This is a genomic window from Indolivaga capnocytophagoides, assembly GCF_036511535.1.
GTDB lineage: Bacteria > Bacteroidota > Bacteroidia > Bacteroidales > Dysgonomonadaceae > Dysgonomonas_A > Dysgonomonas_A capnocytophagoides.
In genome coordinates, this window is record NZ_AP028867.1 from 1488141 (window position 1) to 1513643 (window position 25503).

Annotated in this window: 19 protein-coding genes and 3 riboswitches; of the genes, 4 read left to right on the plus strand and 15 right to left on the minus strand. The window is 36.5% G+C overall.

What is annotated here, in order from left to right; genetic code table 11:
* Positions 1-123: 123 nt before the first annotated feature.
* The 7 genes from AABJ51_RS05965 to AABJ51_RS05995 all read right to left on the minus strand — a co-directional run bounded on the left by AABJ51_RS05965 (position 124) and on the right by AABJ51_RS05995 (position 11736).
* Entirely contained in the window at positions 124-3939 is a 3816-nt protein-coding gene (locus tag AABJ51_RS05965) for a cobaltochelatase subunit CobN (protein ID WP_338374776.1), read from the minus strand.
* Between the two features lie 278 nt (positions 3940-4217).
* A complete protein-coding gene (locus AABJ51_RS05970; RefSeq protein ID WP_338374777.1) occupies positions 4218-5387 on the minus strand; it encodes an ABC transporter substrate-binding protein in 1170 nt (389 codons plus the stop codon).
* An 11-nt stretch (positions 5388-5398) separates the two neighbouring features.
* Positions 5399-7501, minus strand: coding sequence for a TonB-dependent receptor domain-containing protein (locus AABJ51_RS05975; RefSeq protein WP_338374778.1), 2103 nt, complete (start codon positions 7499-7501; stop codon positions 5399-5401).
* A gap of 34 nt (positions 7502-7535) precedes the next feature.
* Positions 7536-8576 carry an ABC transporter ATP-binding protein gene (locus tag AABJ51_RS05980; RefSeq protein ID WP_338374779.1) on the minus strand — a complete coding sequence of 347 codons (1041 nt, stop codon included), beginning with the start codon at positions 8574-8576 and terminating at the stop codon, positions 7536-7538.
* Positions 8577-8583: 7 nt separating this feature from the next.
* Entirely contained in the window at positions 8584-9612 is a 1029-nt protein-coding gene (locus AABJ51_RS05985; protein ID WP_338374780.1) for an iron chelate uptake ABC transporter family permease subunit, read from the minus strand.
* Positions 9613-9817: 205 nt separating this feature from the next.
* Positions 9818-10009, minus strand: a riboswitch (cobalamin riboswitch).
* A gap of 141 nt (positions 10010-10150) precedes the next feature.
* Positions 10151-10903, minus strand: coding sequence for a LytR/AlgR family response regulator transcription factor (locus AABJ51_RS05990; protein WP_338374781.1), 753 nt, complete (start codon positions 10901-10903; stop codon positions 10151-10153).
* Between the two features lie 2 nt (positions 10904-10905).
* Positions 10906-11736 carry a sensor histidine kinase gene (locus AABJ51_RS05995; RefSeq protein WP_338374782.1) on the minus strand — a complete coding sequence of 277 codons (831 nt, stop codon included), beginning with the start codon at positions 11734-11736 and terminating at the stop codon, positions 10906-10908.
* A 551-nt stretch (positions 11737-12287) separates the two neighbouring features.
* On the opposite strand from AABJ51_RS05995, the gene AABJ51_RS06000 reads away from it, so the two are divergent.
* The 3 genes from AABJ51_RS06000 to AABJ51_RS06010 all read left to right on the plus strand — a co-directional run bounded on the left by AABJ51_RS06000 (position 12288) and on the right by AABJ51_RS06010 (position 15154).
* Positions 12288-12983: a porin family protein gene (locus AABJ51_RS06000; RefSeq protein ID WP_338374783.1), complete on the plus strand. Its 696-nt coding sequence runs from the start codon at positions 12288-12290 to the stop codon at positions 12981-12983.
* Between the two features lie 20 nt (positions 12984-13003).
* The gene (locus AABJ51_RS06005; protein ID WP_338374784.1) at positions 13004-14161 is read left to right on the plus strand and encodes a S41 family peptidase; all 1158 of its coding nucleotides are present in this window, start codon (positions 13004-13006) and stop codon (positions 14159-14161) included.
* Positions 14162-14683: 522 nt separating this feature from the next.
* Positions 14684-15154, plus strand: coding sequence for a hypothetical protein (locus AABJ51_RS06010; RefSeq protein ID WP_338374785.1), 471 nt, complete (start codon positions 14684-14686; stop codon positions 15152-15154).
* A gap of 177 nt (positions 15155-15331) precedes the next feature.
* On the opposite strand, the gene attM is transcribed toward AABJ51_RS06010, so the two are convergent.
* The 5 genes from attM to AABJ51_RS06035 form a co-directional block, all read right to left on the minus strand.
* Positions 15332-16132, minus strand: a complete 801-nt coding sequence (gene attM / locus AABJ51_RS06015) for an AttM family quorum-quenching N-acyl homoserine lactonase (RefSeq protein WP_338374786.1) — start codon at positions 16130-16132, stop codon at positions 15332-15334.
* Between the two features lie 92 nt (positions 16133-16224).
* On the minus strand, positions 16225-17580 hold the full coding sequence (locus AABJ51_RS06020; protein WP_338374787.1) for an aldehyde dehydrogenase family protein: 1356 nt from the start codon (positions 17578-17580) through the stop codon (positions 16225-16227).
* 14 nt (positions 17581-17594) lie between these two features.
* Positions 17595-18710 (minus strand): 4-hydroxybutyrate dehydrogenase, encoded by a 1116-nt coding sequence (locus AABJ51_RS06025; protein ID WP_338374788.1) that lies wholly within the window; start codon positions 18708-18710, stop codon positions 17595-17597.
* Positions 18711-18965: 255 nt separating this feature from the next.
* Positions 18966-19174, minus strand: a riboswitch (cobalamin riboswitch).
* Between the two features lie 240 nt (positions 19175-19414).
* Complete coding sequence (gene metE, locus AABJ51_RS06030) at positions 19415-21709, minus strand: 5-methyltetrahydropteroyltriglutamate--homocysteine S-methyltransferase (RefSeq protein ID WP_338374789.1); 2295 nt, start codon at positions 21707-21709, stop codon at positions 19415-19417.
* Between the two features lie 36 nt (positions 21710-21745).
* Positions 21746-21934, minus strand: a riboswitch (cobalamin riboswitch).
* Between the two features lie 25 nt (positions 21935-21959).
* Entirely contained in the window at positions 21960-23081 is a 1122-nt protein-coding gene (locus AABJ51_RS06035; RefSeq protein ID WP_338374790.1) for a 5-methyltetrahydropteroyltriglutamate--homocysteine S-methyltransferase, read from the minus strand.
* A 158-nt stretch (positions 23082-23239) separates the two neighbouring features.
* Between AABJ51_RS06035 and AABJ51_RS06040 the strand changes: the two genes are divergently transcribed.
* Positions 23240-23710, plus strand: coding sequence for an Lrp/AsnC family transcriptional regulator (locus AABJ51_RS06040; RefSeq protein WP_338374791.1), 471 nt, complete (start codon positions 23240-23242; stop codon positions 23708-23710).
* On the opposite strand, the gene AABJ51_RS19365 is transcribed toward AABJ51_RS06040, so the two are convergent.
* The 3 genes from AABJ51_RS19365 to nrdF are packed head-to-tail and all read right to left on the minus strand — an operon-like array spanning position 23688 to position 25498.
* On the minus strand, positions 23688-23915 hold the full coding sequence (locus tag AABJ51_RS19365) for a cysteine-rich CWC family protein (protein ID WP_353527788.1): 228 nt from the start codon (positions 23913-23915) through the stop codon (positions 23688-23690). The genes AABJ51_RS06040 and AABJ51_RS19365 overlap by 23 nt on opposite strands.
* 37 nt (positions 23916-23952) lie before the next feature.
* Entirely contained in the window at positions 23953-24492 is a 540-nt protein-coding gene (locus AABJ51_RS06045; protein WP_338374792.1) for an epoxyqueuosine reductase QueH, read from the minus strand.
* A 1-nt stretch (position 24493) separates the two neighbouring features.
* On the minus strand, positions 24494-25498 hold the full coding sequence (gene nrdF / locus AABJ51_RS06050) for a class 1b ribonucleoside-diphosphate reductase subunit beta (RefSeq protein ID WP_338374793.1): 1005 nt from the start codon (positions 25496-25498) through the stop codon (positions 24494-24496).
* Positions 25499-25503 lie beyond the last annotated feature (5 nt).

The window sequence follows — 25503 nt, forward strand, 5'->3', positions numbered from 1 at the left end:
TGCCAGAGCATCTGCATCTAAATATATCTATAGATAAAATATCATTATGCCTGCATTCAAACTCCTTTCTGCAACAAGGGCACCGCTTTTTCTTAAACAGGTATGACTTCTACAATAACATTATCACTTTCCCATCTTTTTATTCAGATCTTTGAAAGTCGATTTTATAGAAATATTAAGATCGCTTTCAGATTTACCTTTATCAATATCATTCCCGCCTTTACTTGAAGATTTTAACTTCTGAAGAGCCGATTTATATCTCGATTTTTCTTCTGCTGACATTGACGGCATATCGTTTATCTTACCCGAAATATAATCAATCAGTTTTTCGTTATTACAAACATTCAGATTGCAGGCTAATCCTACATCCTTAATCGTTTCATTAAACTGGGTCAGCATCTTATTTAGAGTTTGCTCATCGGCCTGCCAGTAACCTTTTCTTACAGTTTCTATCATTCGGGAGAGCATCGATTGGTAAGCATACAAGTTACCACTGTCTTTGAATCGCTGCTTGATATTCAGCTTGTACTTATCTTCGATATAGGTTTCATAGATCTGATTCCAATCATTATCACTCACCGATTCGGGCATAGTAGCCTCCCACCCCCAGAGATTAAACACCATCTTATTAATAAAGCGGGCTCCGGCATATCCTTCGTTTACCATTTGGTCAACCCACTTCGGATTCAAATAACGGGTTTTAAGCTCACGCCCGAGAAACTTTTCAAGAGTCTCCTGATTCGGAGCTGTCGGATCAATCATATTTGTCAGCATTACGGTAGGCGATTTCCCATCGAGTGTTCTGATAGCCATTGCCGTTGCCCCCAGATACTGGAACATATCATCATTATCTAGCAAAGCATACATATTTGACGACCTGCTGTGCAAAGCCACTTTTGTTCCTGATAAAGCATTTTTAAACACATTCTTCGAGAAATCTTTCGGTAAGTAGGTATATTCGTCTTCAACTTTAGTCCCCCAGAAACCTTGTCCGTACAAATGCCCCATCCTATTGAAATATATTTCTGCCACATCTTTTTCATCATCCCACGTGCCGGATGCCTGAACCGTACCGCTTACACCTGTCCCGTATGATCCCGATGGGCTTGTAAATAAACGAACGGATGCAATACGCTGTGCCAATGAATCATCGGCAACTCCCATTTTTTTCAATTTATCTTCCGATTCCAGAATATGCTGACGTACAAAGTTATTATCTTCATCTGCTGTTCTGGCTATAGAAACCGCCTTATCCAATAGAGCCATAAGCTCCGGAAATATATCCCGATACAATCCCGAGGGAGCGAAAACTACATCTACCCGAGGCCTTTTTAATTCCTCCTTGGGAATCAGTTCTAAATCCACAACCTGCTCCGAACTATTGTAAACAGGTCTTACCCCAAGCAGACTCAATGCCTGGGCTTCCATAGTCCCCTCGTTACGGATACATTCTACTGTCCATAGATTTATAGTTACTTTCGAAGGATACTCACCTTTGTTATCAGACCGATATTTAACGATCAATTCTTCGGCAAGTTTCTCTCCAAAGCTATAAGTAGATCTCGAAGGTATGAGTCTCGGATCAAAAGCAAAGAAGTTTTTACCGGTTGGTAGTGAACTTGGATTACGAATGGGATCATTACCCGTACCGGAACGAATATATTTTCCATTCAGAGCATCTATAAAAGAATTCAGTTCTTCTTCTCCCGATTTTATCAGGTTATTCTTTACCTCTTGCCTGAATTTGTTTCTTGCATCGCCGGATATGTCTTTTTTCATAGACATAATGGCATCAGTAGTACTTTCTATATACTTTTCGGGTGGAGATACTCCAAAAGTATGCAATCCGAATGGAGTTTGCTTTTCTTCTATTTCTTTGATATAATCATCTATTATTTCCAGGTTCTGATCGGTTATACTATCTATACTCAGATCTTTCAAGATACCCAAAGAATCGATCTTAGATACCAGATCGCCGTATATTATGCGGGATGCTATCGGGCTTTTGCTTTTTTGATCATAATATTTTGATATACTATTTTTTACGTCTCTCAACTCTGGGTTCAATGATGCTTTATCAAACGAAGGAGTCATGTGGTCTATTATTACAGCCTGTCCACGTCGTTTGGCCTGTAAACCCTCTCCAACATTATCGACAATATACGGATAGATATTCGGAATATCCATAATCAGGGCTTCGGGGTAATCGTCACGATTCAATCCGGCTTCTTTTCCCGGCAGCCACTCATGTGTTCCATGTGTTCCGATATGTGCTACAGCATCGGCTTTCAATCCGAACTTAAGGTACAGATAATATGCGAGATATTGATGTGGCGGAGGTACTAACGGATCGTGATACAAACTCTTTGCATTATCTTCCCATCCTCTTGGAGGTTGGGGTGTCAATACGATATTACCATATTTAATCATAGGTAAAACAAAATAGGTCTGCCCGTATTTATCAGTCCATGTCATCAACTGTGAGTCTTCGGGTCGCCCCCATTTATGTTCCATCTCAGCCCGTATTTTGGGCGACATATTATTATACCATTTCTTATATATATCCATCGGAACCAATACAGGCTCTCCTGTCTTCACTAATTTGTCTACTTCGGCAGGAGCCCACGACCCGATATTGCGTCCGGCATCCATAACCTTATTAAATACTGTCGCACTGTCTATCGGATTAGAGCCGGTATTATATCCCTCATGCTGAAGTCTTTTCAGTATAGACACCAGACTATTGGGTAAGACATTTAGATAACTTGCTCCGATATTTTCTTTTCCGGGAGGATAACTATAATATATCAAGGCTATATGCTTGTCTTTATTCGGCTTAGATTGCAGATTATAAATATTTCTTATCCGACCAAGAATAGTTTTCATCTGATAATCAACTGCATTTTTGATTTTGACATTATGGCTGACATCATCAAAAACAACTGCTACAGACGGGTTGATATAACCCACCAGCTCAGGAATAGCTACTAAATTTGACCGATTATATATATTGATCCCAATCAATGATTCTTCCCAGTCTTTCTGATTAGTGTCCAATATAATCCCATTAATGACCGGTATACCTAATTCTTCCAATACCTCTCTCTCCTGAGCCGGACGGATATTAAACCAACATCCCAAATTGAGTATAGCACTCACTTGAGGCATAGTATCGGAAGGTGTAAAATATCTTTTTAATGCTTCGTCTTGCTGGCTTCCGGGTTGTTGCGAGGTAAATACGGGCAGAACATTGAAGCCTTCATTTTCGATATTTTGTATAAAAGCATCCATATACAAATATTGGGCTTTGGTAAGATCACTTCTCCCTACTACCAGTCCAATCCATGGCTGAGACTCTTTCAGATCATGCCTTTCTGAAATAAAAGAACCGATGTTGGTATGCAACCTTTTATTCTTATAATTATAAATACCCGAAAACGGTGTCAGCTCAATATCTCCATAAGAACAATCGAATCCGAAATCTTTATTTAATTTTTGCAGAACGATATTCATTATATTATTTTCTCCACCATTTTTGAATGCTGCTAAAGTCCATTCATCAAAACGAACACCCCACGATTGCAACTCACTATCATACTCATGCGACATATTTAAGGCGTAGACCTTGGCCCCCCGATTGAGGGCGGATAACAGTTGAGCTTTCGCTTTGAATATATAGCCATTATTATGTAAGGCTATAAATATCAAATCGGAATTTTCGAAGAAATCGAGATCACTCTCATGATAATTAGAATAAATAAATTCCTGAAACTGACATTTTTTTGCAATATCCGGATATGTCTTTTTCAACAAATGCATACTTCGATTTACACTCGCACCAAACCCATCATCAACCAGAAAGCTGACTTTTGTCTGCGATTGAAGAATTGAGGATAAACTCAAAAGTAAAATAAAAAACACCAATTGTTTTATTTTCATGATAATGCAATCTAAGAACTCAAAACCTTATTTTATTCTATTGTGATACTTTATTTGTAGGACTAAAAGGTAACACCTATATCGATTTTTCTCATCACATTACCTTTTTCTTGCTACTGTAATTCAATACGTTAAAAACAAAAGGTTACAAAGGTTACTCTCTTTGTGTATATTTTCGGTTGTTACCCTTTTCTATTTCAAGCTCCGTTGTCTCCATCCTTTCATGGCCTTTGCTAATAGATAAAACTCACAAAAGAACCTGTAATATGGAATGAGCTCTACTTCAATTTCCGCCAGTAATAAGTTTCATAATCGGGAAGAAGTTCGGGATGAAGAATTTTCACTAAATCTTTCAAAATCACATCAGGTTTATATGCTCCGGTTTCCCAAAAATCATTTCCACCCTGCGGTTTTACTCTTTTATTGTTGATGTAAACATTGCCCGATCGGAATGCCTCAAATTCTTTGTAATGCTCACTCATCGACCCGAATTCATCAAGAGACGCTACCGTTCCACCTTTCAAGCTGATCCAATAAGGGCTGTTGCGATGATTCTCGTATATCTTTTCGAAACTACAAGGCATAGAAGTACTTACTCCCTCTATTGTTTTGGTATAAGCATTGGCATCTTTCAGCATAGCAGGCACATAACTCTCACCTCCGGGCACATACCACGTTCCTTTTATATCTTGGGCTATAAGTACTTGAGGAGAAACTTTTGCACTAGCAGCTAATCCTTTTACAGTATCATATCTTTTTACTATCTCGCCAAATATCGAATCAGACTCGATATTCTTACAAAAAAGTAATCCCATCATTTTTATCCATTCGGCTCTCGACAAAAGATCTCCTTCTCTCCAGTCATTATAAAAAACAGTGTGAATACCCACAGCTTCCAATTCTTTCTCCTTGATATTTTTACTATGGTCATTCTTTACGACAACATCCGGCATTAAAGATGTTATAAGTTCGACATCAACATTCAAACCCTTTCCAACTTCTTTTATCTTTCCTGCTGATATAAGGGAATTTACCTCTTCATCCCAATAATGAGTAATATTAGTTGTACCGAGAATTTTATCTCTCAGATTCAATAACTCAAGTGCTCCGACATGAGTAGATGATAGGCATACGATAGATTGTATGGGCACTCTGATTACCAAACCTCTCGATTCGGTATTTGAATCCAAAACAGTCTGTTTCAGAGCCAAAACATAAGTCGCAATAGTATCGCTCGCAAACGGATTGATTACATATACTTCTTTATGATCGGCAAAATTATTTATCCTTAGCTTCTTAGCAGACTTGACCTCAACCTTATGGTTGAAGTCAAGTGAGTCTTGTATACTCGACCTCTCTGTGTTTGGCTGAACCTGCTTATTGAAAGAGCAAGAAGATACCACAGTCAGAGAGGACAGAGCCAAAGCAATAATGAAATTAGCTTTCATATCTTTTCAACTTAGAAAGAAACAGATGCCTTTAATTGAAAATTACGTCCCGGCATATTATAACCGTCTTTTTCGGTATAGTTTTCGTCAAGTATATTATTTACAACCACACCTACACTTACTTTCTGTGTGACGGGGAATGATGTATTAAAATCGAAAACCAAAAATTCGGGATGCTTGATCAGCGAATTAGCCACTAAATCGGGTTGAGTTTCTTCCTGCAGCTTTTTCAGATCGGGACGATAGGTCGCTGCAATATAATTTTTCTCGATGCGGTGTCCCATAAAACGACCATTCAATCGTGCACTGAAGCCTTTATTCGATAGAAAATCAAGTCCGAAATTAGCATTCTGCTTCCTTACCGACCATGTTTTATTCCACACACCGTTGCTATAATCGTCATACAGAAACATCCATGTAAGATTTCCGTATAACTTAAGAGCAAATTTTCGTTCGAAAAGAGTTCCGAAATCATACGAAGCCATTACCTCAATACCGCTTTTCTTAGCTTTATCAGCATTATTGAACGTTTTATATTTCTGCCCATTTTCAGTATATAATTCTTCTACAATAAAATCCTGATTCCATGTATAGAAATAAGTAACATCTAAGTCAATACCCTGTTTAGGTTTGCTAAAAGATAATCCGGCATCAAGAGTTTGAGATTTTTCGGGTTTCAGCTCCGGATTACCGACAGTTATTGTACCATTGTATAAATACTCTCCGGCCTTCTGATAAGCATCAGGCATACTGAATGCTGTTCCGAAACTCGAATGGAAAGCTAATCCTTTCAGCATTTCGTACTTAAATCCTACATTAGGATTAATGATATTATAGCTTTCTTTTTTAGGGTCATTATCCAATCCCGGAGTTCTCTTCAGTTTAAAATCAATGTAATCGTAACGAGCTCCAAGTGATATATTCAATTTATCGTCTAAGAATTTCAGATTCGACTGAACATATACCCCCATTGCCGAATTTCGATAGTTCGGTTTATAAGCAGCTTTAATTACATCCCTATTTGAGAATGATGTCAGTTTGTTTAATTCGTTCTTACTATCCAATCCAAAAGCTATTTTGTGATTTCCCAATTGTATATTATCGTTAAGTGTATAACCATAAGTCTTCAATTGGCTATCTGTAGTAACATAGGCTGTATCAGAATTGGTATTATATGTCTGAGTACGGGAAGTTGAATAATAGGGTGCAAACAGAATATTATGTATTCCGGCTTTTCCTTTTAACTCAAATTTGGAATTGTTACGGGTGACGTCTTTTTTCTTTGTTCCGTAAGATGCCCATACGTTTCCTCCTTGCGGTAAGTCTTTACCTGCAAACAACATGTGAGTAAAATCCAATGACCAATTAGGGTTAAAATCATAACCGACACGCACCTTTCCGCTCAACCCATTATAAGTAGATCCGATCATACGTATGCCATAAGTATCTTCTCCGACAATAGCTTTATCGGTAGCCGACATATCCAGAATATTATGGCTCCCGATTTTATAGTTGCGTGCCTGAGACGAATAATCAAAGCTTGCATCGAATGATAAACCTCCTGCGACACGTCCACCGACAGTAAAAGCTCCTTTTGCTGACTGATAGCTACCAACACCAACTTTAGCAGTTCCTGTCAACTTTCCTTTATTCTTTTTGGTTACAATATTAACAACGCCTCCCATAGCATCGGATCCGTACATCGAAGAAAATGGGCCTTTAAGGAATTCGATCTGTTCGACATCACCCAATGATAGTGTAGCCATATTAGTAGTTCCGGCCGGCACTCCATCAATCAATATACTGGTATATTTACCTTCGGTAGGTTTAAAACCTCTGATACTGAAATAAGAATTATAACCGGGATATTCTATCACATCCACATTAACATATGTCTTTAACAGATCTGTCAGATTATTGATACCCGAAGCATCAATCTGGCGTTTATTAATCACCTCGATCTTATTCGGAAGGTCTTTCAGCAATGCCTGTGTTTTACTGGCATAAATCGTAACATCATTCAGTTGCTGTTCAGCAAGTGCATCGGAGTTTTGAGCATAGACTCCAATACTCATCACCGTCATTAAACAAACGGGAATAAAGGCTTTTTTCATTGTTTTAAGTATAATAATTAAATGATTCTATTATTCATTTTAAGATTGAATGCCAATAATTATCAGTACGAAGAGTGCCAAGTATATCTTCCAGTGAATAATAAATTTGTTCGGTTTTATTAAAAGATAACTTCCAGTTATCTTCAAATACCGTTATTATGGGGATACCTTCGCTAATATCGGTATTTACAAACCCGATACGCTCCAAGGCTCTTTCTGTCCAAATACGACGAATACCTTCCCCTTGAATTGTTACAAGGTGTGTATTCTCCTTATTCGACTTGAAGTTCCCCAACTGCATATCGAAAAAAATATTCTTATTACTGAAACATTCGCTTATCTTCGCACTAAGCACTATATCCTCAGGAATCCCTCGAATTAAACGACCTTCAGTGTTCATCAACCATATAGTGTCAGACCACTGCATAGCCAAATCCAGTTCATGAGTCGAAATCAATATTGCTTTTCCGGTTTTCTTTGCCAATTCGTTCAACATCCTCATCATTTCCACCCGATTAGGTAAATCCAGATGAGCAGTAGGTTCATCAAGCAACATCAAAGGTGTATCCTGTGATAAAGCTCTGGCTATCAGCGCCCGTTGCTTTTCGCCGTCGCTGAGGCTTGAATATATCCGATCGCCCCACCCTCTCAAAAAACAGATATCCAATGATTTATCTATAATCATCCAATCGTTTTCAGACAGCTTACCTAAATATCCGATATGTGGATAACGACCGTTAGATACAATATCATATACGGTCAGATTAGTTGCTTCTATCTGATCAGTGAGAACCAAACTCAGACTTCGGGCTCTTTCCATAGATGACATTTTTGAGACATCCTTCCCTTTTATCTGAATATCTCCACCCAACACTGATTGTAATCCTCCGATACACCTCATCAACGTCGATTTTCCGCAGCCATTTGCTCCAATCAATGAAACTAATTCGCCATTAGAGATACTTACAGAGATGTCTTTCGATACTATTTTCTCAGACTTTCGATCATTATAGCCTGTAGTCACCAAGCTTAACTTTACAATCTCTTCCTCGTATGGAAATATATAGTCATTCATCTTCCTGTCAATTAAAAATAGTTTTGCGGAGTTTTCTTCGTTTTATAATGATAAAGACAACTACAGGAGCTCCCATAATAGAAGTTACAGCATTGATAGGTAATATGATTCCATTACCCGGAAACTGTGTAATAATATCGCAAAACAACATCAGACAGATTCCGCAAAGCATGGCTCCGGGCAATAAAACACGATGGCTGGTTGTCCGAAACAGAATGCGGGTATAATGAGGAACCGCAATGCCGATAAAACTTATGGGACCGGTAAATGCAACTAGAGTTCCCGTAATAATACTGGTTATAAAAACAATAGTAAACCTTACTCTACGAATATGTATACCTACACTGCGGGCATAATTATCACCCAATAATAAAGAATTTAGGTATTTGGGCAAGGAAAGAGAAACGAGCAATCCGACCGACACAACCGGTATCAAATATTGAAGTTGATTCCATGTTGTACCATTTAAACTGCCAAACGACCATACGATATAATTTTTGATAATTTCCGGGTCGCTGAAATACTGCATTATAGCAACAATGGAACTGGTTACAAAACCAAACATGACCCCGATAATCAACACTGATACAATGTCTTTAAGCCACGATATGATAGAAGAAACCAAACAAAGGATTATCGAAGCGCCAATTATCGCCGACAACACCATTCCCCAATAGTTTGACGAAACAGATGCAGGTATAAATACAGGAAACAGTGCCGATATCATAACAAAGGATGCCACCCCCAGGCTCGCCCCGCTACTTATTCCTAAGATAGATGTATCTGCCAATGGATTACGAAAAAGGGTTTGCATCAGTAATCCGCAAGAAGAAATACCTGCACCAACAAATACGGCCGTTATCGCTTTAGGCAGACGAAAATTCAGAATAATATACTCCCATGATACATGAGATCCTTTGCCTAATAGTATATCAATAATATCAGCCATAGGAATAGTTATGCTGCCCAGCATAATATCCAAAAGAAAAAGTGTTATCGCAAGAACAGAAAGTACTATGTAAATAAAAGAGTTCATCAACTATATTTACCGTTTGTTACTCAAACTTCAATATGCTGGCAGGCTGCAGGTATTTTACATACTGCACACAGAATGGCTCTAAGGAAATACGCACTACCATATCCTGATGTTCGGCACAAATCAGGCAATATCATCTTTTATTTAAACAGATGTAAAAGCAGGCTATTTTTCTCGAAGACAAACCCCTATACCTCGAAGGCTTACCAACATTAATGTTTCGGCAGGTTTTCTGACTTTCCCTTTACCTTCCCGATTACTAAGATCATAATCAGTGGTGTAGTTATTTACATTCTTTACAGAATGGGATTACAGCAGCGGGTCTGTTCAGGATTTGCACCTGATTCCCTCTCATCGCTCAAGAATTAAGCGATTCACCAAAACGGTTACAAAGATACATAAGATTTTATAAAAAATTAAAAAAAAACATGAATTTCAGATGATGTATCATTTTATCAGTTAGAAGAGATTAAGCCTCTGATCACTCTAATTTCTTATTTATTCGGGAATAATGTCTCCATATTCTTTCAGTTAAATGCTATTTACTTATCAAATTTTTATATACCACAGTGTTCAACAATTCCTCTCGTCTTGGTTTTGCAATAGGTAGGGTACTGCCATTGATATAAACCTGCCCTCCTACTATTTTATGAATATGAGATATGTTTATCAGATACGACCGGTGTATTCTATAAAAATAATCTTTGGGCAGGATTTTTTCTAAAGAAGTCATTGTCTGATGGATTGTCAAAACCTTATCCCCAAAATATAGCTTTATATAATTCTGCATTCCTTCGGCATAAAGAATATCTTCCCATGCAATTCGTTGGAAGGCATCTCCTTGCCGGACATACATATCCATTATAGCTCCTTCATTCTCATTTTGCAATATGATTTGAGTACAGAACATTTCCTGAGCTTTCGATACAGCCTGAAAAAAACGTTGGAAAGCAATCGGTTTCATAAGATAATCTACAACATGAAGCCTGAATCCATCAAGTGCATACTCAGAATAAGCTGTTGTTATGATTGTCAATGGAGGCTTTTCAAGTGATTCTAAGAACTCTAATCCTGAAAGATGAGGCATATTGATATCCAAAAACATGAGGTCTATTTCTTTCTTTTTGAGTATCTCAGCTGCCTCTAATGCCGATGAGCAGGAACCTGCAACTTCAAGAAAGTCTAATTTGCTGATATAATTGGCGATTCCTCTTATTGCAATAGATTCGTCATCAACCACTAAGCATTTTAACTTACTAGGTATTATATGTTTTGAAATGAGTTCAGCCATTTTTATGTATTAATAATAAGTTTAGTTTGATATGTGGTCTCTGCTTCTTCTACAGATAAGTGATACCTGCCGAAATATAGAATTTCCAAACGCTGTTTTATATTCTTTAAACCTAAGCCGCCTGCATTATTTTTTGTAATAGGTAATACAGATTTAGAATTTTGGACATGTAGGAAAAGTGTTTTTTCCTTTTGTTCAAAATCAATATTGATATACCCTTTTTCAAAATCAGACTTCGAAACATATTTAAATGCATTTTCAATAAACGTGATAAATAGTAATGACGGTATCTCTGTTTTTTTATTTTCTATTCTCCACGAACAAGTAACTGTCAACTTTCCCTCCCAGCGAATTTCTTCAACTGCTATAAAATCTTTCAGAAATTGTATATCCTGTTCTAATGTTACATTCTGCTTATTTCCATTATATAACTGGTAACGCAATATTTTAGAATATTTAATCAACAGATCAGATGCCAATTCTACATCTGTTTGCATCAATATATGGATATGGTTCAATACATTGAACATAAAATGCGGAGTAACCTGATGCTGTAAAGTGAGTAGTTGATATTCAATAAGAGCTTTTTTTAGTTTTGTATTTTCCTGAAAAAAACACACCCCGCAAATACATATATTTATTGCTATTCCGGATGATATAAAGACCAATGCGTAATAAGTTGGCACACTCATATCAAAATATGCAGAGTGAGGAAAAATACCTTTTTTCTCTAAAAACGCAAAAGAATATAAATAAAGGCTGAAAATCAGTCCCACAATAATAGAAATACCAAGAAACTGAATAATAAAAATCACAACAGTTTTCTGCTTCATTGCCTTCTGGAGCAAAGTTCCACTAAGGTATGTTGTAACTGGAAAAACTGATATTAGTGTAAGGATAGGATATAATGTTGCTTCAAGTAAAGATTCTGTTTGTGGTATAATTTGCAACCATAACACAAAAAACAACATTATCCAAAATGCGAAAACAGTATAATTTTCCTTTATATAGCTTTTTATTGTCATACTACAAAATTAACGGATTAACCGATAGATATATTGCGATTCGTCAAAGGCAACCCTGTGATTCGTCAAATAAATTTCAGAAAAACACTCTCAAAAATGAACTTTGAAAAAAAAATCAGCTCAGCATGAATAAGGTGTTCTTTATAGTATTTATGGGTATTGGGTATGCAAGCACAAATAGCTAAATTATGTCAAAAATAGAATATTTTGGAAATTCATGCTATTCCCTGTCAGAAGGTGATAAAAGCAAGAAAGTCTCGCTACGATTGGATGGGGAACCGTGATTAATTTTAAGGATGAGCGGAGTGTCATATAAAAAAAACATTACTTACTTATTTAAACATATTAAAAATATAAAAATGAATATTAGACTATTGTTGGCTATATCACTTACTATAGCATTAAGTTCATTAAATAATCTGCATGCTCAGTTCTATGCAGGTTTGTCGGGTGGATATACGGATAATTCATTATCTGCAAGTACCGGATACCGCTCTTTTACACGTTATCAGCCCCGGGGAGGGTTCGTATTAAGTGTTCCGATCCAGTATCATTTCAACGATTGGTTTGCTTTGGGAGCAGACTTATCATACATTCAAAAAAATCACAGATGGGAACGCACCGGACTTCTGTCAGGAGTATACCAGAATACAACTAATTCTTATTTACAATTACCATTAATGGCACATTTCTCCTTTGGAGGGAGATCTCTCAGAGGTTTCACAAACGTAGGTGGCTATGGTGGTTATTTGCTTAGGAGAAATATAGAAGGCACGATGCTGGATATACATATGGATGATTTTTATAGTTATAAAGAAAAATTCCAGTTTGACAAACGCCGTGATAATCGTTTTGAGGTCGGTGTCTTTTGTGGGTTGGGTATAGAATATTCATTAAACAAGACTTCTAAATTTTTTATGGAAGCCCGTTACTATTATGGTCTTACCGACTTACAGAAAAACTATATGAATAACCAATCACCCCGCTATAACAATACTATCGGCTTTCAATTAGGATGCATGTTTAACATATCCTCTTTATTAAAATCCAATTAATCGTTTAAAATATATTTATTATGCAACATAAACTATATGTATTAGTTATCTTCGTTTGTGGATTCCTATTCAATTCCTGCCGAGACGATATGGCACAGTCGAATAACCCGGAGGATTATATTGTCATTACCTACGAGCAGATATTTGAAGCCTATTGGAATGGCATGAATAACAATTATGTATTCTGGGATATTGAAACCACAGACTGGGATGCTATCCATACAAAATACAAACCTTTGTTCGCAAAATTGGATATCGATAATCCCAAAGATGCAGAAAAAGCTCATGAATATTTCACATCTATTTGTCAGGGCTTGATCGATAGCCATTACAAACTGTCTTTTATTAACGAGATTTTACCATCTATAAATCCCGGATTATTACGCCTGCAAAACAGAGACAATTTCCATGAACCTCTCGAAAGTGAACACTTCATAAATACTATTCCATCTGTATATCTGTCTGATGGGTTGGTAAGAAGCAACGGGGAGAGCGAAATCGTTACAGGAACCATCAATAATGATATTGTCTACCTGCATTTTTCTGACTTTCACCTGGCTGAGTATTATTCACAGGAAAACGATGATTTTATCACACCTGTATTGGATCACTTTTTTGATAATATAACTACCCTACCCAACCTGAAAGGTATTATTTTAGATATTCGAAGCAATCTTGGAGGCGACTCCGACGATTTAGACTTATTACTTGGGCACCTGATCGAAGAGCCGATGGTATTTGGATATTTACGTTCTAAACAAGGGGAAGGACGCCTCGATTATTCACCCTGGATCCCATTTAAAGTTAGGCCTCAAACAGGAGCTATAAATATCAGTGTTCCTATTGTCGTTCTTGCCGATATGTATTCAGCCAGCATGGCTGAAATAACAACACTCGCGGTTCAAAGCTTGCCTAATGGTTATTTTTTAGGAGAGCGCACATACGGAGCTACAGGTCCGGTGGCAGAAAATACGATCTATAATGGGGGACAGTTTAAAAATCCCGTTTTTTCAGTATACATTTCTTCGCTAATGTTTAAAGATATTCAAAATATCAGTTATGAGGGTATAGGCATAAAACCGGACATAGAAGTAAAATATGATCAGCAAGCAATTAACAATGATAGGGATACCCAATTGGAAAAAGTGATTGAGCTGATCCGGGAAAAAACAGATTAAAGTAGCATAAAATAATACTACATAAGATTATTCAGTCATTCTTTTATTATACAAAACCCTTTATTATCATTTACACCAATTATATTATATAGACATCTAATATATTAAGATTTTAAACTTTGCCGCTTTCCCTTGAGTTAAGCGGCTTTTTTTGTCCCCTTAAAACAACAAAACAAAGAAAAAGAAATGCAATATATGATCAAACGAAGCAATATCAATATCCGCGACCGTGTTGTAGAAGATACCCCTGAAAATAAAATAGCCCCTGCCTCTCAAAGCGAACGAACAACATAACCTTCTTTAATGTAGTCATCTTACATGGTCTATTATTATCCAGCCTTACTTACTGACATTTAATCCGTGTCTTATTTCATAAATCATATAATTATTGATTATAAGAAAATCCTTATATTCACTATCTAATTTATCCAATAGATGAAAAGCTTATTTTTTTTATTTATATCCCTTATTTCTATTATATGCACACATAAGAAAACAAATCAAGCTATTATTAAATATAAAATGTTTTGTGAAGCTTTTGAGGAGGGAAGTTCTGCACCTTACTTCGTAGTATTCACTGTAAAGAATAAAAACACAGGTGAAATAAAAGAAATATGCGAAGAATCTCCGGTTCTTGATGGAGCCTTACATATTGAACACAGTAAGCCATATACCTATTCCTTTGATATGACAAAATATAAAGATCGTTACTTCGAGTTTTCCAATCAAAAAGCTTTAAATAATATTGCATTTGACAAATACGATTCTGAAGTGCTTGATTCACTAAAGCAGGCTTTCAATGTCGATAGTTTTATGTCCACAGTAAAAAATGCGACTGCTGAAAGATTCACCTTCAATAGAAAAGATATACAAAAAATGACAGCACATATCTTATTTGATTATGGTGTTATTCTATCAAGAGGACGTGTAGCCGGGAATACATCTGGATTCGCCGTTTATAGTTCCAATAATAAGCATTGGATGTGGAATTAATTATTTAAGAACAAAGGTATTTCTTTCGGAATTACCTTTGTTCTTTTATTTTACTTAACACAATGCCCCAGCTATACCAAAAGTAATAAGCATTATACTATGAGCAATCTCTTCTTAGAAAATTAAGGATTCAATCCAATTTATATCTCTATTTTTTATTTTAAGTTTTTATTTGCTTCATAGATAAAAGCCGTTAACGCCCTTTTTCAATTTATTCCATTCTATAGGATCATGTCCTGTTACAACCTTTGCATTGGTTTTATCTGCAATCGCTCTTAATTTGGCAACAGATCTGGCTGCATCTTGTGCAGATGTCAGAAATCCGGGTAAAGCTTTATCTTCCCAGTGATCTGTAGTATAAGCTGCATCAGCAGTTAACATAATGGCACCAGCCTGAGGCAGATTTACTATAAAACTACAATGTCCGGGTGAATGTCCGGGAGTCGGAATCATAAGAATACTATTATCCCCCATAACATCATATATATCGTGATCATTGATATTGATAATATCCCAATCAAGATTTGCTCTGTCAAAATCATTTCTTATATATCCACCTTTAGCAAACCAATCAGCTGTATAAGCATATTCATACTCCTTTCGGTTTACAACATGTGTTGCATTAGCAAATCGACCAATTGCACCTGTATGGTCTAGATGAAGATGTGATTGAAGCACAAACTTCACAGAATCATGATCAATACCCATATTTTTGATTGTATTATAGCAGCCTTCCTCTTCTGTCATTTCGGGCCAATATACATCGCATATATCTCCCCAATAGTTACGAGCATCTGTTGCGCACTCTACCGCATTTCCTCCGTCAATAATAATATTACCTTTAGGATGCTTGATGAAAAACCAAGGCACAGGGATTTCATATGGATCTAAAGAGGCGTTCATTTTGATGTTGTTCTCTTTGCACTTCAACACACCGGTATTGAACATATAGAGCTTGATTGATTCTTCGTTATTCATTTTTAATAAAAAATTTAATTATAAATAAAATCTAACCCCGAGCAATGAGCCATAGCATCGGGGTTAGGTTTTTTCACACATCTATGACATCATTAAGATTGCCAGATTTCTTCATCCGTAGGAACATGGATACGTGGTGATAGTGGAGCTATACGTGTTATGTTCAAAAGGTGTTTGTATGTAAAATTTTCTGAGATGGAGTTATTTCCCCAGCTTCCGCAACCTAGGGTATTTGTAACAGCAAGTCCGTTCTGTAATGATCCTCCTGCAGTTGTTGCACTTGGAGCGTTCACTATTAAGCGGGAAACAAACAACTCACTTCCGGCTTTGATAATGTTAGCCTGATCATTAGAATGTATTGCTGCTGAATGTCCGCTTCCCTCAAGATTCAAGTTTGTCTTTGCAATCTTAATTGCTTCTTCGAAGAAATCGTAAGGGAAAGCAGCCAGAACAGGACACATTTTTTCTTTGCTAATAATATCTTCATGTCCTACACCTTTGGCTTCGACAACCATCACTCTTGTTCCTTTAGGAATTGAAATACCTGCTTTTTCCGCGATAACGGCAACATCTTGTCCCACAATGTCACGATTGATACTTCCGTCAATGAATAACGTATTTACGAGTCTATCTCTGTCCTCCTCAGGAATAAAATATGCTCCATGACGACTAAAAGCAGCAAATACGTCTGCTTTTTCCTCTCTGGGATAAATTATACTTTGTTCTCCGGAACAAATGATTCCATTATCAAAACTACGTCCTGTAATTACTTTTTCGGCTGCATCATCCAAGTCGATATAACGGTCGAGAATAACTTGCACATTACCTGCTCCCACTCCAAAAGAAGGCTTTCCTGAAGAATATGCAGACTTCACCATTGGCATACCTCCAGTAGCTACAATCACATCGCATTCTTTCATTAACTCTTGAGTTTTATCTATTGTTGGATCTTCTATTATCTGAATCAAATCTTCAGGAACACCGTGTTCTACAATTGCTTCTTTTATCAGTTTCACTGTATAAGCACAGCAATTTTTAGCTTTAGGGTGAGGTGATATAATGATTGCATTCTTAGTTTTCAGTGCAAACATAACTTTTGACATAACGGTAACAACAGGATTTGTCATTGGAATAATGGCAGCAACAACACCAATCGGTTTAGCTATTTCAATCAGGTTTGTAACCTCATCGATACCAATAATACCCATTGATTTTTTGCTTTTTAAATCTTGCCATAAAGCTTTTGATTTGTTCAAAACTTTAGCTTTCTTATCAGGATAGTTTCCCATACCCGTTTCACTATGCCCCATACGTGCCAACTCATCAGCATTATCATACATAGCCTTTGCTGTAAGTTTTACTACAAGATCAGCTTTTTGTTGATCAAAATACTCATTGTAGATAAACTGTGCCTTTCTGGCAGCAGCAACCATTTCTTTAATTTCCATTGTTTTTATAATCTTTAATGTAACTCTTTAAAAACTGCTCTGATATCTTCTGTAGAAAAAGGAGTGTAATTGTTTGCAAGCAAACGTTGTTGAGACTTTTCAACATTTTCGGTGAAAGTATCGATATCGGTTTCTGTCATACCATACTCTCGAAGAGGTTTCTTCGGCAACATTTTACCTAAAACAAAATCGAGTTGCTCATAAACATTGTAAGTAGATGTGTGTAGACATTCTGCTAATATCTGATTCAACTCAACAATTCTTCCTGCAGGATTCTTTTCTTGATATACCTTGAATACTTTAGTGAAAAATTGATAATTTGCCTCTCCATGTGGTACGTGATAGGTTCCTCCAAGCGGGTACGAAAGAGCATGCACTGCTCCAACTCCCGCATTGCCAAAGGCAATACCTGCATAGTTACTGGCTATTAGCATATCTCTTAATCGTGAAAAACGATATTCGTCTCCTTGTTGAGCAATATTCCGGAAAATATCCAGGCTTATACAGATGGCTTCTTTACTAAACAATTGACTATAAGGAGTCGCTTTAGGTGATACATATGCCTCTACTGCATGAATGAGGGCATCGATTGCACTTGCTGCATAAAACCTGAATGGCAATCCTCGCAATAATTCAGGAATCAAAACGGCATCGTCTGCTAATAAAGCATCATCGGCCAGTCCCATTTTTGTGTGTCTTGATTTCAGTTCAGCAATAGAAATATTAGTTACTTCGCTACCTGTACCACAAGTGGTAGGTATAATTATTAGTTGCTTGTCTTTTTCTATTGGAATCTTTCTTTCAAAAGCATCACATACATTGTTTACATCTTTCAGAACAAACAATTTAGAGATGTCAATAACAGTTCCTCCCCCTATTGCTATAATGCGCTTGCAATTGATAGCACGAACATCGTCTAGTATCTGATTCATCATTTCATCAGATGGTTCACCTAGTCCATACTTCTCTTGCATAATGTAATGACAAGCAAGATTGAGAGGTTTCATAAATGGGATGAATAGGAACTCGTTGGTTATAACCAAATCATCTTCCCCGAGGTTGAATTCTTTTGCAAAGTCAGCAAAACTATTGAATTCATGAAGTCTTGTTTTCAACTTAAATAACTGCATACCATATATTTATTAATATCTTTACAACAGTTTATTCTGCTTAGGTATGAGCATAAAAAGCCATATGTTAAAATATAACACCTTTGCATTGAGCAATGTATTGCCCAAAATGATATGACTCGATAATAAAATTATCTAAGCCAAAAGACTCCCATGCAAATTATATTCTTTGCATACCTAAACATTGCGGACACAAAATGTCCTGAATTGTGATTTAAAAAAGTGCATATCAAATATTTCTAATCCCCGAAATATGAGACAATGACTATCGTGGCAGGTCTTCTGACTTGTTCCGGATTTTGCAGTCTTCCCATCTCTTTTATTTAGACAGTGACTTATTGGTTGCAAAATCCATTCTATTTGGAACTTACAGCTGAGGGTACAGCTCCGGATTTACACCGGATTCCCTTTTCAATAACTATTTCAGATGCGAAAGAGTTATCACCATGACGGATACAAAGGTACTAAAACTTTATGAAAAAAGTATTTTTTCATAAAGTTTTTATCTGTTTATCAAATTGTTAACTCGAGATAGCAAAATGACTGCTTCTCGGAAAAAAAATCATATAAAGTGATATGAACAAATAGGCTTACTAACTTAGGAATATTTCTGAGATATTTTTAAGCCAATTATTTCTAAGCAAAGAAACGATAGTAAAAAATAATAGCCACAAACTGAATTTTGTGGCTATTATTAGTGTGAATTAAAACTCTTTTCTTAATTCTTTCGCAGCTTTCACCATATTCTCAAGAGCTTCTTTGGTTTCATCCCATCCTCTTGTTTTTAGTCCACAGTCTGGATTGATCCATAATTGTTTTGCTGATACTACCTTGATTGCTTTTTTTATCAGATCGTCCATTTCTCTCACATTTGGCACACGTGGTGAGTGAATGTCATAAACTCCGGGACCGATGTCATTAGGATATTTAAATTCAGCAAACGCATCCAGTAGTTCCATTTGAGAACGTGAACATTCAATTGTTATCACATCTGCATCCATTAAAGCGATGTGTTCTATAATATCGTTAAATTCAGAATAACACATGTGTGTATGTATCTGTGTTTCATCTTTAGCGACACTTGCTGACAAGCAAAAGCAGTTAACAGCCCAGTCTAGATATTTTCTCCAATCTTCTTTACGTAGCGGTAAGCCCTCTCTTATGGCAGGCTCATCTATTTGAATAACCTGAATGCCTGCTTGTTCCAGATTCTCAACTTCTTTTCTTATAGCCAACGCAATTTGTTTACAAGTCTCTGAACGAGGTTGATCGTTCCTCACAAAAGACCATTGCAGAATAGTCACAGGACCGGTCAGCATTCCCTTAACAGGTTTATCGGTTAAAGCATTGGCATATGTAGTCCAATACACAGTCATTGGATCAGGACGCGATACATCTCCATATATAATGGGAGGTTTCACACAACGTGAGCCATAACTTTGTACCCAGCCATTTTGAGAAAATGTAAATCCGACTAATTGCTCTCCGAAATACTCCACCATATCATTACGCTCAAATTCACCATGTACCAAAACGTCTAAGCCAACTTCTTCTTGCCATTTTATCGCCTTTTGAGTTTCGGCTCTTAACAAGTCGTTATACTCTTTTTCAGATAAATTGCCTTTCTTAAATTGTGCTCTCCATGAACGCACCTCTTTAGTCTGAGGAAAAGACCCGATGGTGGTGGTTGGAAACAGAGGCAGATTTAATATTTCTTGTTGTTTCTGACGACGAACAGTGAATATACTCTGACGTTTACTGTCATCGACAGATATATTTTTGATTTGTTTTTTTACTTCTATGTTATGGATCAGACTCGAGCTTTGTTTGCTTTGAATCGCTTTTTTATTTGCTTCAAGTTCTTCTTTCGAGTGTTCTGATGGAGTTTCTTGCAGTAAATCTTTTAGAACAGATAACTCTTTTACTTTCTGTTCGGCAAAAGCCATCCATTGTTTGATCTGGGGAGTCAGTATGTTTTCTTTAGTTTCCAGCTCCAAGTCGTAGGGAACATGCAAAAAAGAAGATGATGCTCCGATCAATACTCGATCTTTTCCAAGCTTATTAACAACTTTATGGATTGTATTCAATGAATCTGAAAAATCATTTTTCCAAATATTTCGACCATCTACGATACCTAAAGAAAGTTTTTTGTTTGTCGGAAATGACGTTAGAATAGAATCCAACTGTTGTGGACAACGAACTAAATCAATATGTAAAGCATCAACAGGTAAGTCAAGAGCCAGTCCGGTATTATCTTTTAACCCTTCGAAGTAAGTTGTCAAGATGATTTCCAATTTGGGACAAGCATCTTTTATTTGTTTATAAACAATCGGATATAGAGATTTTTCCTTTTCATTTATATCCATAGCCAAAAATGGCTCATCTATTTGGATTGTGGTAGCTCCGGCTTCTTCCAATCCTTTCAGTATTCTGGTATATACCGGAATAAGACTTTCTGCTAAATCTAATCTGTCAAAACCCGATTCTTTTTCTTTTCCTAGTAACAAGAACGAGATAGGACCAATGATTACCGGTTTGGTTTCTATACCCAATGCTTTGGCCTCTTTATATTCTTCAAGAGGCTTGTTGTTGAACAATGAAAATTGTTGCTCTTTAGTAAATTCGGGAACAATATAGTGGTAGTTGGTGTCAAACCATTTGGTCATTTCCATTGCAATGATATCGTGACCGTTTTTCTGGTATCCACGTGCCATTGCAAAGTACAGTTCAATTTTGTCGTTTAGCAGGGGTGCATAACGTTTAGGTATTGCACCTAAAGTCATTGCTAAGTCTAAAACCTGATCATAAAACGAAAAATCGTTAGACGGAATAAGGTCGATTTTATACTCTTTTTGTAAGTACCAGTTCAATGCTCTGATTGAAGCTCCTTCTTTGAGAAGCTGTTCTTGGCTGATTTTACCTGACCAATAATTTTCGCAGGCTTTTTTCAATTCACGATGGCTACCAATGCGCGGATAACCGAGAATATTCGTTTTCATTTGTTTTTGAATTTAATTGAAAATTAAACGTTCATTTTTATTTGTAATCTAATGGCAGGTCTCCTGACTTCCACTGTTCTGCTTCCCTTCCCATCTAATAAATGTAGACAGTGGACTATTAAACAGAATTAAAATGGCTGTGGTTACAGTTGCGCGACAGTTCATGATTTACACATGATTCCCTATTCTCCTTTTGGCAAAGGCACCTATCGATTATTCAAACAAAATAATATACTTTTTTTAGATGTATTTATTTCCCCCAAATTTCTTGAGCTACCTCACAGACCAATGCTATTTTTTTCCATTGTTCTTCTTCAGTAAGGATATTACCTTCTTCGGTTGAAGCAAATCCACATTGAGGACTTAGGCATAAGTGATCTAAAGGAACAAATTTAGAAGCCTCTTTTATTCTTTCTTTTATTTGGGTTTTATCTTCCAGCTGTGGAAATTTCGATGTGATAAGACCGAGTACCACCTTTTTGTCAGATGAGACATATTGTAATGGTTCAAATCCTCCGGCACGATCCGTGTCAAACTCTAAATAATAGGCATTTACATTTTCTTTTCCGAACAGATTTTCGGCAACAGGTTCGTAGCCTCCAGAAGTGGCCCATGTCGAGTGATAATTGCCCCGGCAAACATGAGTATTAACAACTAAATCTTCGGGTAAATTCTCTATGGCCTTATTATTCAGATTTAAATAAATCTCTTGTAAGCTGTTTGGATTATAGTCTCCATTAGCCATTGTCTGCCAGAAATTTTTATCGCAAAGCATGCCCCATGTACAATCATCCAGTTGAATATTTCTACAACCTAATTTGTAAAACTCCAAGATGACAGCACGATAGGCGGCAGCTATATCTTCCAATAAATCATTCCTGTTTGGATAATACTCATTTACTTTTTCTTCGTTTTCGCCTCGTAATAATTCAGCATAAAGTTGAGATGGAGCAGGAATTGTTTGTCGTGCAACAACATCTCCGGAAATAATGCTTTGTAGAAATTTGAAATGCTCAAGAAAAGGATGGCTTGTAAAACGGATTTTACCATTCAAACGAGCTGAATCTGCCCGGGTTTCTTCTCCTTGAAACATATAGCCTTGCTTCATTATATTGTGTTCAACACCATCGAAACCCCAAAAGAAATCTAAATGCCAATAGCTACGACGAAATTCTCCATCCGTTGCAACTTTAAGACCAACCTCTTGTTGCTTGTGAACTAATTTTTTTATCTCTTCGTCTTCCACTTGTTTTAATTCTTCATGAGAGATTAGTTTCTGGAAGAATTTCTCTCTGGCTTCTTTTAGTCTTTCCGGACGCAAGAAACTACCTACAACATCTGCCTTAAAAGGTGCATTTTGTTTTAAATTCATAATTTCATTTTTTAATTAATAATCTATCAAATTTAGTATTTGTAAATAATATATCTATCTATAGATGTGTTTTTGGATAAAAATTCTATTTTTGCATAACGAGAGGCGCTTGATAGAAAAAAAAACTGACAAAAACCTTTTTTTTAGATATTTTACCTATGGAAAAGCTGGATACTACGGATATTAAAATATTAGGTGTGTTGCAAAAAGACTCGAAATTAACAACAAAAGAAATAGCTAAACTCGTAAATTTATCACCTACACCAGTCTTTGAACGTCAAAAACGATTAGAAAGAGACGGATATATTAAGCGATATACTGCTGAACTGGATCCTGAAAAATTAGGGTGTAATTTGATTGTCTTTTGTAGTATAAAATTGAAACAGCACACCAAAGAAAATGGATTTCAGTTTATGGAAGCTATTAATCAAATTGAAACAATAACTAACTGTTATAATATTTCGGGAGACTATGACTTTATGCTGAAAATTTATGTCCGGGATATGAAGCATTATCAGGATTTTGTACTCAACACCCTTGGTGAGATTGATGCTATTGGCAGCTTACACAGCACTTTTGTTATTGGAGAAGTAAAGAATACAAATTCTATTCCGATTTATAGGGAGTGAGAAGTTCTTCGATCTCATCCAAACCTTGTTTGTAGAAACTTGCTTTCAGGTCTTTTAAACATTGTAGGCAAAGACAACCCGGATACAATGTATCTATGTACGCTAACTCTTTTACAGAAAGATGAATTTGTGTGCATTGGCATGATAAAATATCGTTGTGCCTGCATTCAAACGTTTTACCACAACAAGGACATCTCTTTTCCATGGCTTTATGAATTTGTTATACCAATAAATGTAACAAATTATTTTCGGATACTGAATTCACAACCGCAATATTGTTGGTTATAAAAGTTATTTTCCAACAACAGAATCTTTCTTCTTTCAGTTAACCCGCCTCTACGCCAGTCTTTATCCCAAAATTCTGTATTATTGACAGACAAGGCAGCGGTATTTCCCGCATTAAGTATTTGTTCACGGCTTTTCCACCGTGAGCCTAAGAGGGTTGTACTAAACTTTTCAATCTGAAGTTTTGAAGCTAGTATAGCCGTAATTTCAAGCCGGATTGTAAAACATTGACTGCATCGTTTTCCCCTTTCGGGTTCTGCCTCTAGTCCTTTGACTTTCTCTAACCAATACTTATGATCATAATCGCCATCGATAAATCTAAGTCCAAGTGACAGGGCATAACTCATACATTCTTTTTTTCGTTTCAAATACTCATCCTTTGGATATATATTCGGATTAAAAAAGAATAGAATCGGCTCCACTTCATTATTACACATCCATTCGATAATGGGAGCAGAACACGGTGCACAGCAACAATGAAGCAAAACCTGTTCCATATTATATTTCTATTTTCAATTCTTTCTCCATACTGAAATCATCATCGTGAAGATGTACAACCTCCAATGTCTTCTCATAATTAGTCGATTTCTTAGAAAAGAAGTCATGTTGTGTAGTTTCAACATTCAGACCATTTAGTACGATAGGATTTACGTCACCAACTTCAAACCGAGGTTCAAAGCCCAAATTCATTAGAGCTTTGTTGCCATTATAGCGGATATATTCTTTCACTTCACCCGTTAGTCCAACATCACTATATACATGATCGGTGTATTTCAACTCATTTTCGTATAGCACATCCATGAGCTTGAATAAATTGTCTTTTATTTTATTCTTCTTTTTCTCATCAAACTTGTTGAATAACTCTTGAGCCAGAAGCCCTACAAAAACACCGTGAATGGACTCATCAGCCACAATCTTTTTGATAATATCACAACTGGCAACCATTTGTCCCTGACCACAAAGCCAAAGTGGAAGAAAGAATCCGCTATAAAACAAGAAAGTTTCAAGCATAACGGACGATGCCAAAGCCATATAAACATCTTCAGGCGGAGCATTTTCATTATCAAGTTTACGATAATTGGCGTCAATGGTTTTCGCTTTAAATTGCAATTGTTCATTGTTGGATGCCCATTCAAATATTTCGTCTATTTCGGATGTTGTCGCAACCGTTGTAAATATTGTTGAATACGATTTAGCATGTATCGATTCCATCATGCACATATATGATAGCACCGATTTATTTTGCAAACCGTCGATGTGATCTATTGCCTTCGGCATACCTGTATGACTTTGAATTGTATCCAAGAGAGTTAACCCACCAAGTGCTTTTTTGTATGCCTCTTTCATTTCAGGCGAAAGGGATTTCCACGAGTCAATATCTTTTGATGGGATGTATTCGGTATCTATCCAAAACTGCTTAAGATTTTGCACCCAAAACATTTCTACATAATCGTTTTCAGGTGTATTCCAGTTTACGGCATGGAATTGTTTATTTTTATTCATAATGA

Coding starts and splice junctions, on each gene's coding strand:
- AABJ51_RS05965 (WP_338374776.1), bottom strand. CDS start 3,939: ATGAAAATAAAACAATTGGTGTTTTTTATTTTACTTTTGAGTTTATCC.
- AABJ51_RS05970 (WP_338374777.1), bottom strand. CDS start 5,387: ATGAAAGCTAATTTCATTATTGCTTTGGCTCTGTCCTCTCTGACTGTG.
- AABJ51_RS05975 (WP_338374778.1), bottom strand. CDS start 7,501: ATGAAAAAAGCCTTTATTCCCGTTTGTTTAATGACGGTGATGAGTATT.
- AABJ51_RS05980 (WP_338374779.1), bottom strand. CDS start 8,576: ATGAATGACTATATATTTCCATACGAGGAAGAGATTGTAAAGTTAAGC.
- AABJ51_RS05985 (WP_338374780.1), bottom strand. CDS start 9,612: ATGAACTCTTTTATTTACATAGTACTTTCTGTTCTTGCGATAACACTT.
- AABJ51_RS05990 (WP_338374781.1), bottom strand. CDS start 10,903: ATGGCTGAACTCATTTCAAAACATATAATACCTAGTAAGTTAAAATGC.
- AABJ51_RS05995 (WP_338374782.1), bottom strand. CDS start 11,736: ATGAAGCAGAAAACTGTTGTGATTTTTATTATTCAGTTTCTTGGTATT.
- AABJ51_RS06000 (WP_338374783.1), top strand. CDS start 12,288: ATGAATATTAGACTATTGTTGGCTATATCACTTACTATAGCATTAAGT.
- AABJ51_RS06005 (WP_338374784.1), top strand. CDS start 13,004: ATGCAACATAAACTATATGTATTAGTTATCTTCGTTTGTGGATTCCTA.
- AABJ51_RS06010 (WP_338374785.1), top strand. CDS start 14,684: ATGTTTTGTGAAGCTTTTGAGGAGGGAAGTTCTGCACCTTACTTCGTA.
- attM (WP_338374786.1), bottom strand. CDS start 16,132: ATGAATAACGAAGAATCAATCAAGCTCTATATGTTCAATACCGGTGTG.
- AABJ51_RS06020 (WP_338374787.1), bottom strand. CDS start 17,580: ATGGAAATTAAAGAAATGGTTGCTGCTGCCAGAAAGGCACAGTTTATC.
- AABJ51_RS06025 (WP_338374788.1), bottom strand. CDS start 18,710: ATGCAGTTATTTAAGTTGAAAACAAGACTTCATGAATTCAATAGTTTT.
- metE (WP_338374789.1), bottom strand. CDS start 21,709: ATGAAAACGAATATTCTCGGTTATCCGCGCATTGGTAGCCATCGTGAA.
- AABJ51_RS06035 (WP_338374790.1), bottom strand. CDS start 23,081: ATGAATTTAAAACAAAATGCACCTTTTAAGGCAGATGTTGTAGGTAGT.
- AABJ51_RS06040 (WP_338374791.1), top strand. CDS start 23,240: ATGGAAAAGCTGGATACTACGGATATTAAAATATTAGGTGTGTTGCAA.
- AABJ51_RS19365 (WP_353527788.1), bottom strand. CDS start 23,915: ATGGAAAAGAGATGTCCTTGTTGTGGTAAAACGTTTGAATGCAGGCAC.
- AABJ51_RS06045 (WP_338374792.1), bottom strand. CDS start 24,492: ATGGAACAGGTTTTGCTTCATTGTTGCTGTGCACCGTGTTCTGCTCCC.
- nrdF (WP_338374793.1), bottom strand. CDS start 25,498: ATGAATAAAAATAAACAATTCCATGCCGTAAACTGGAATACACCTGAA.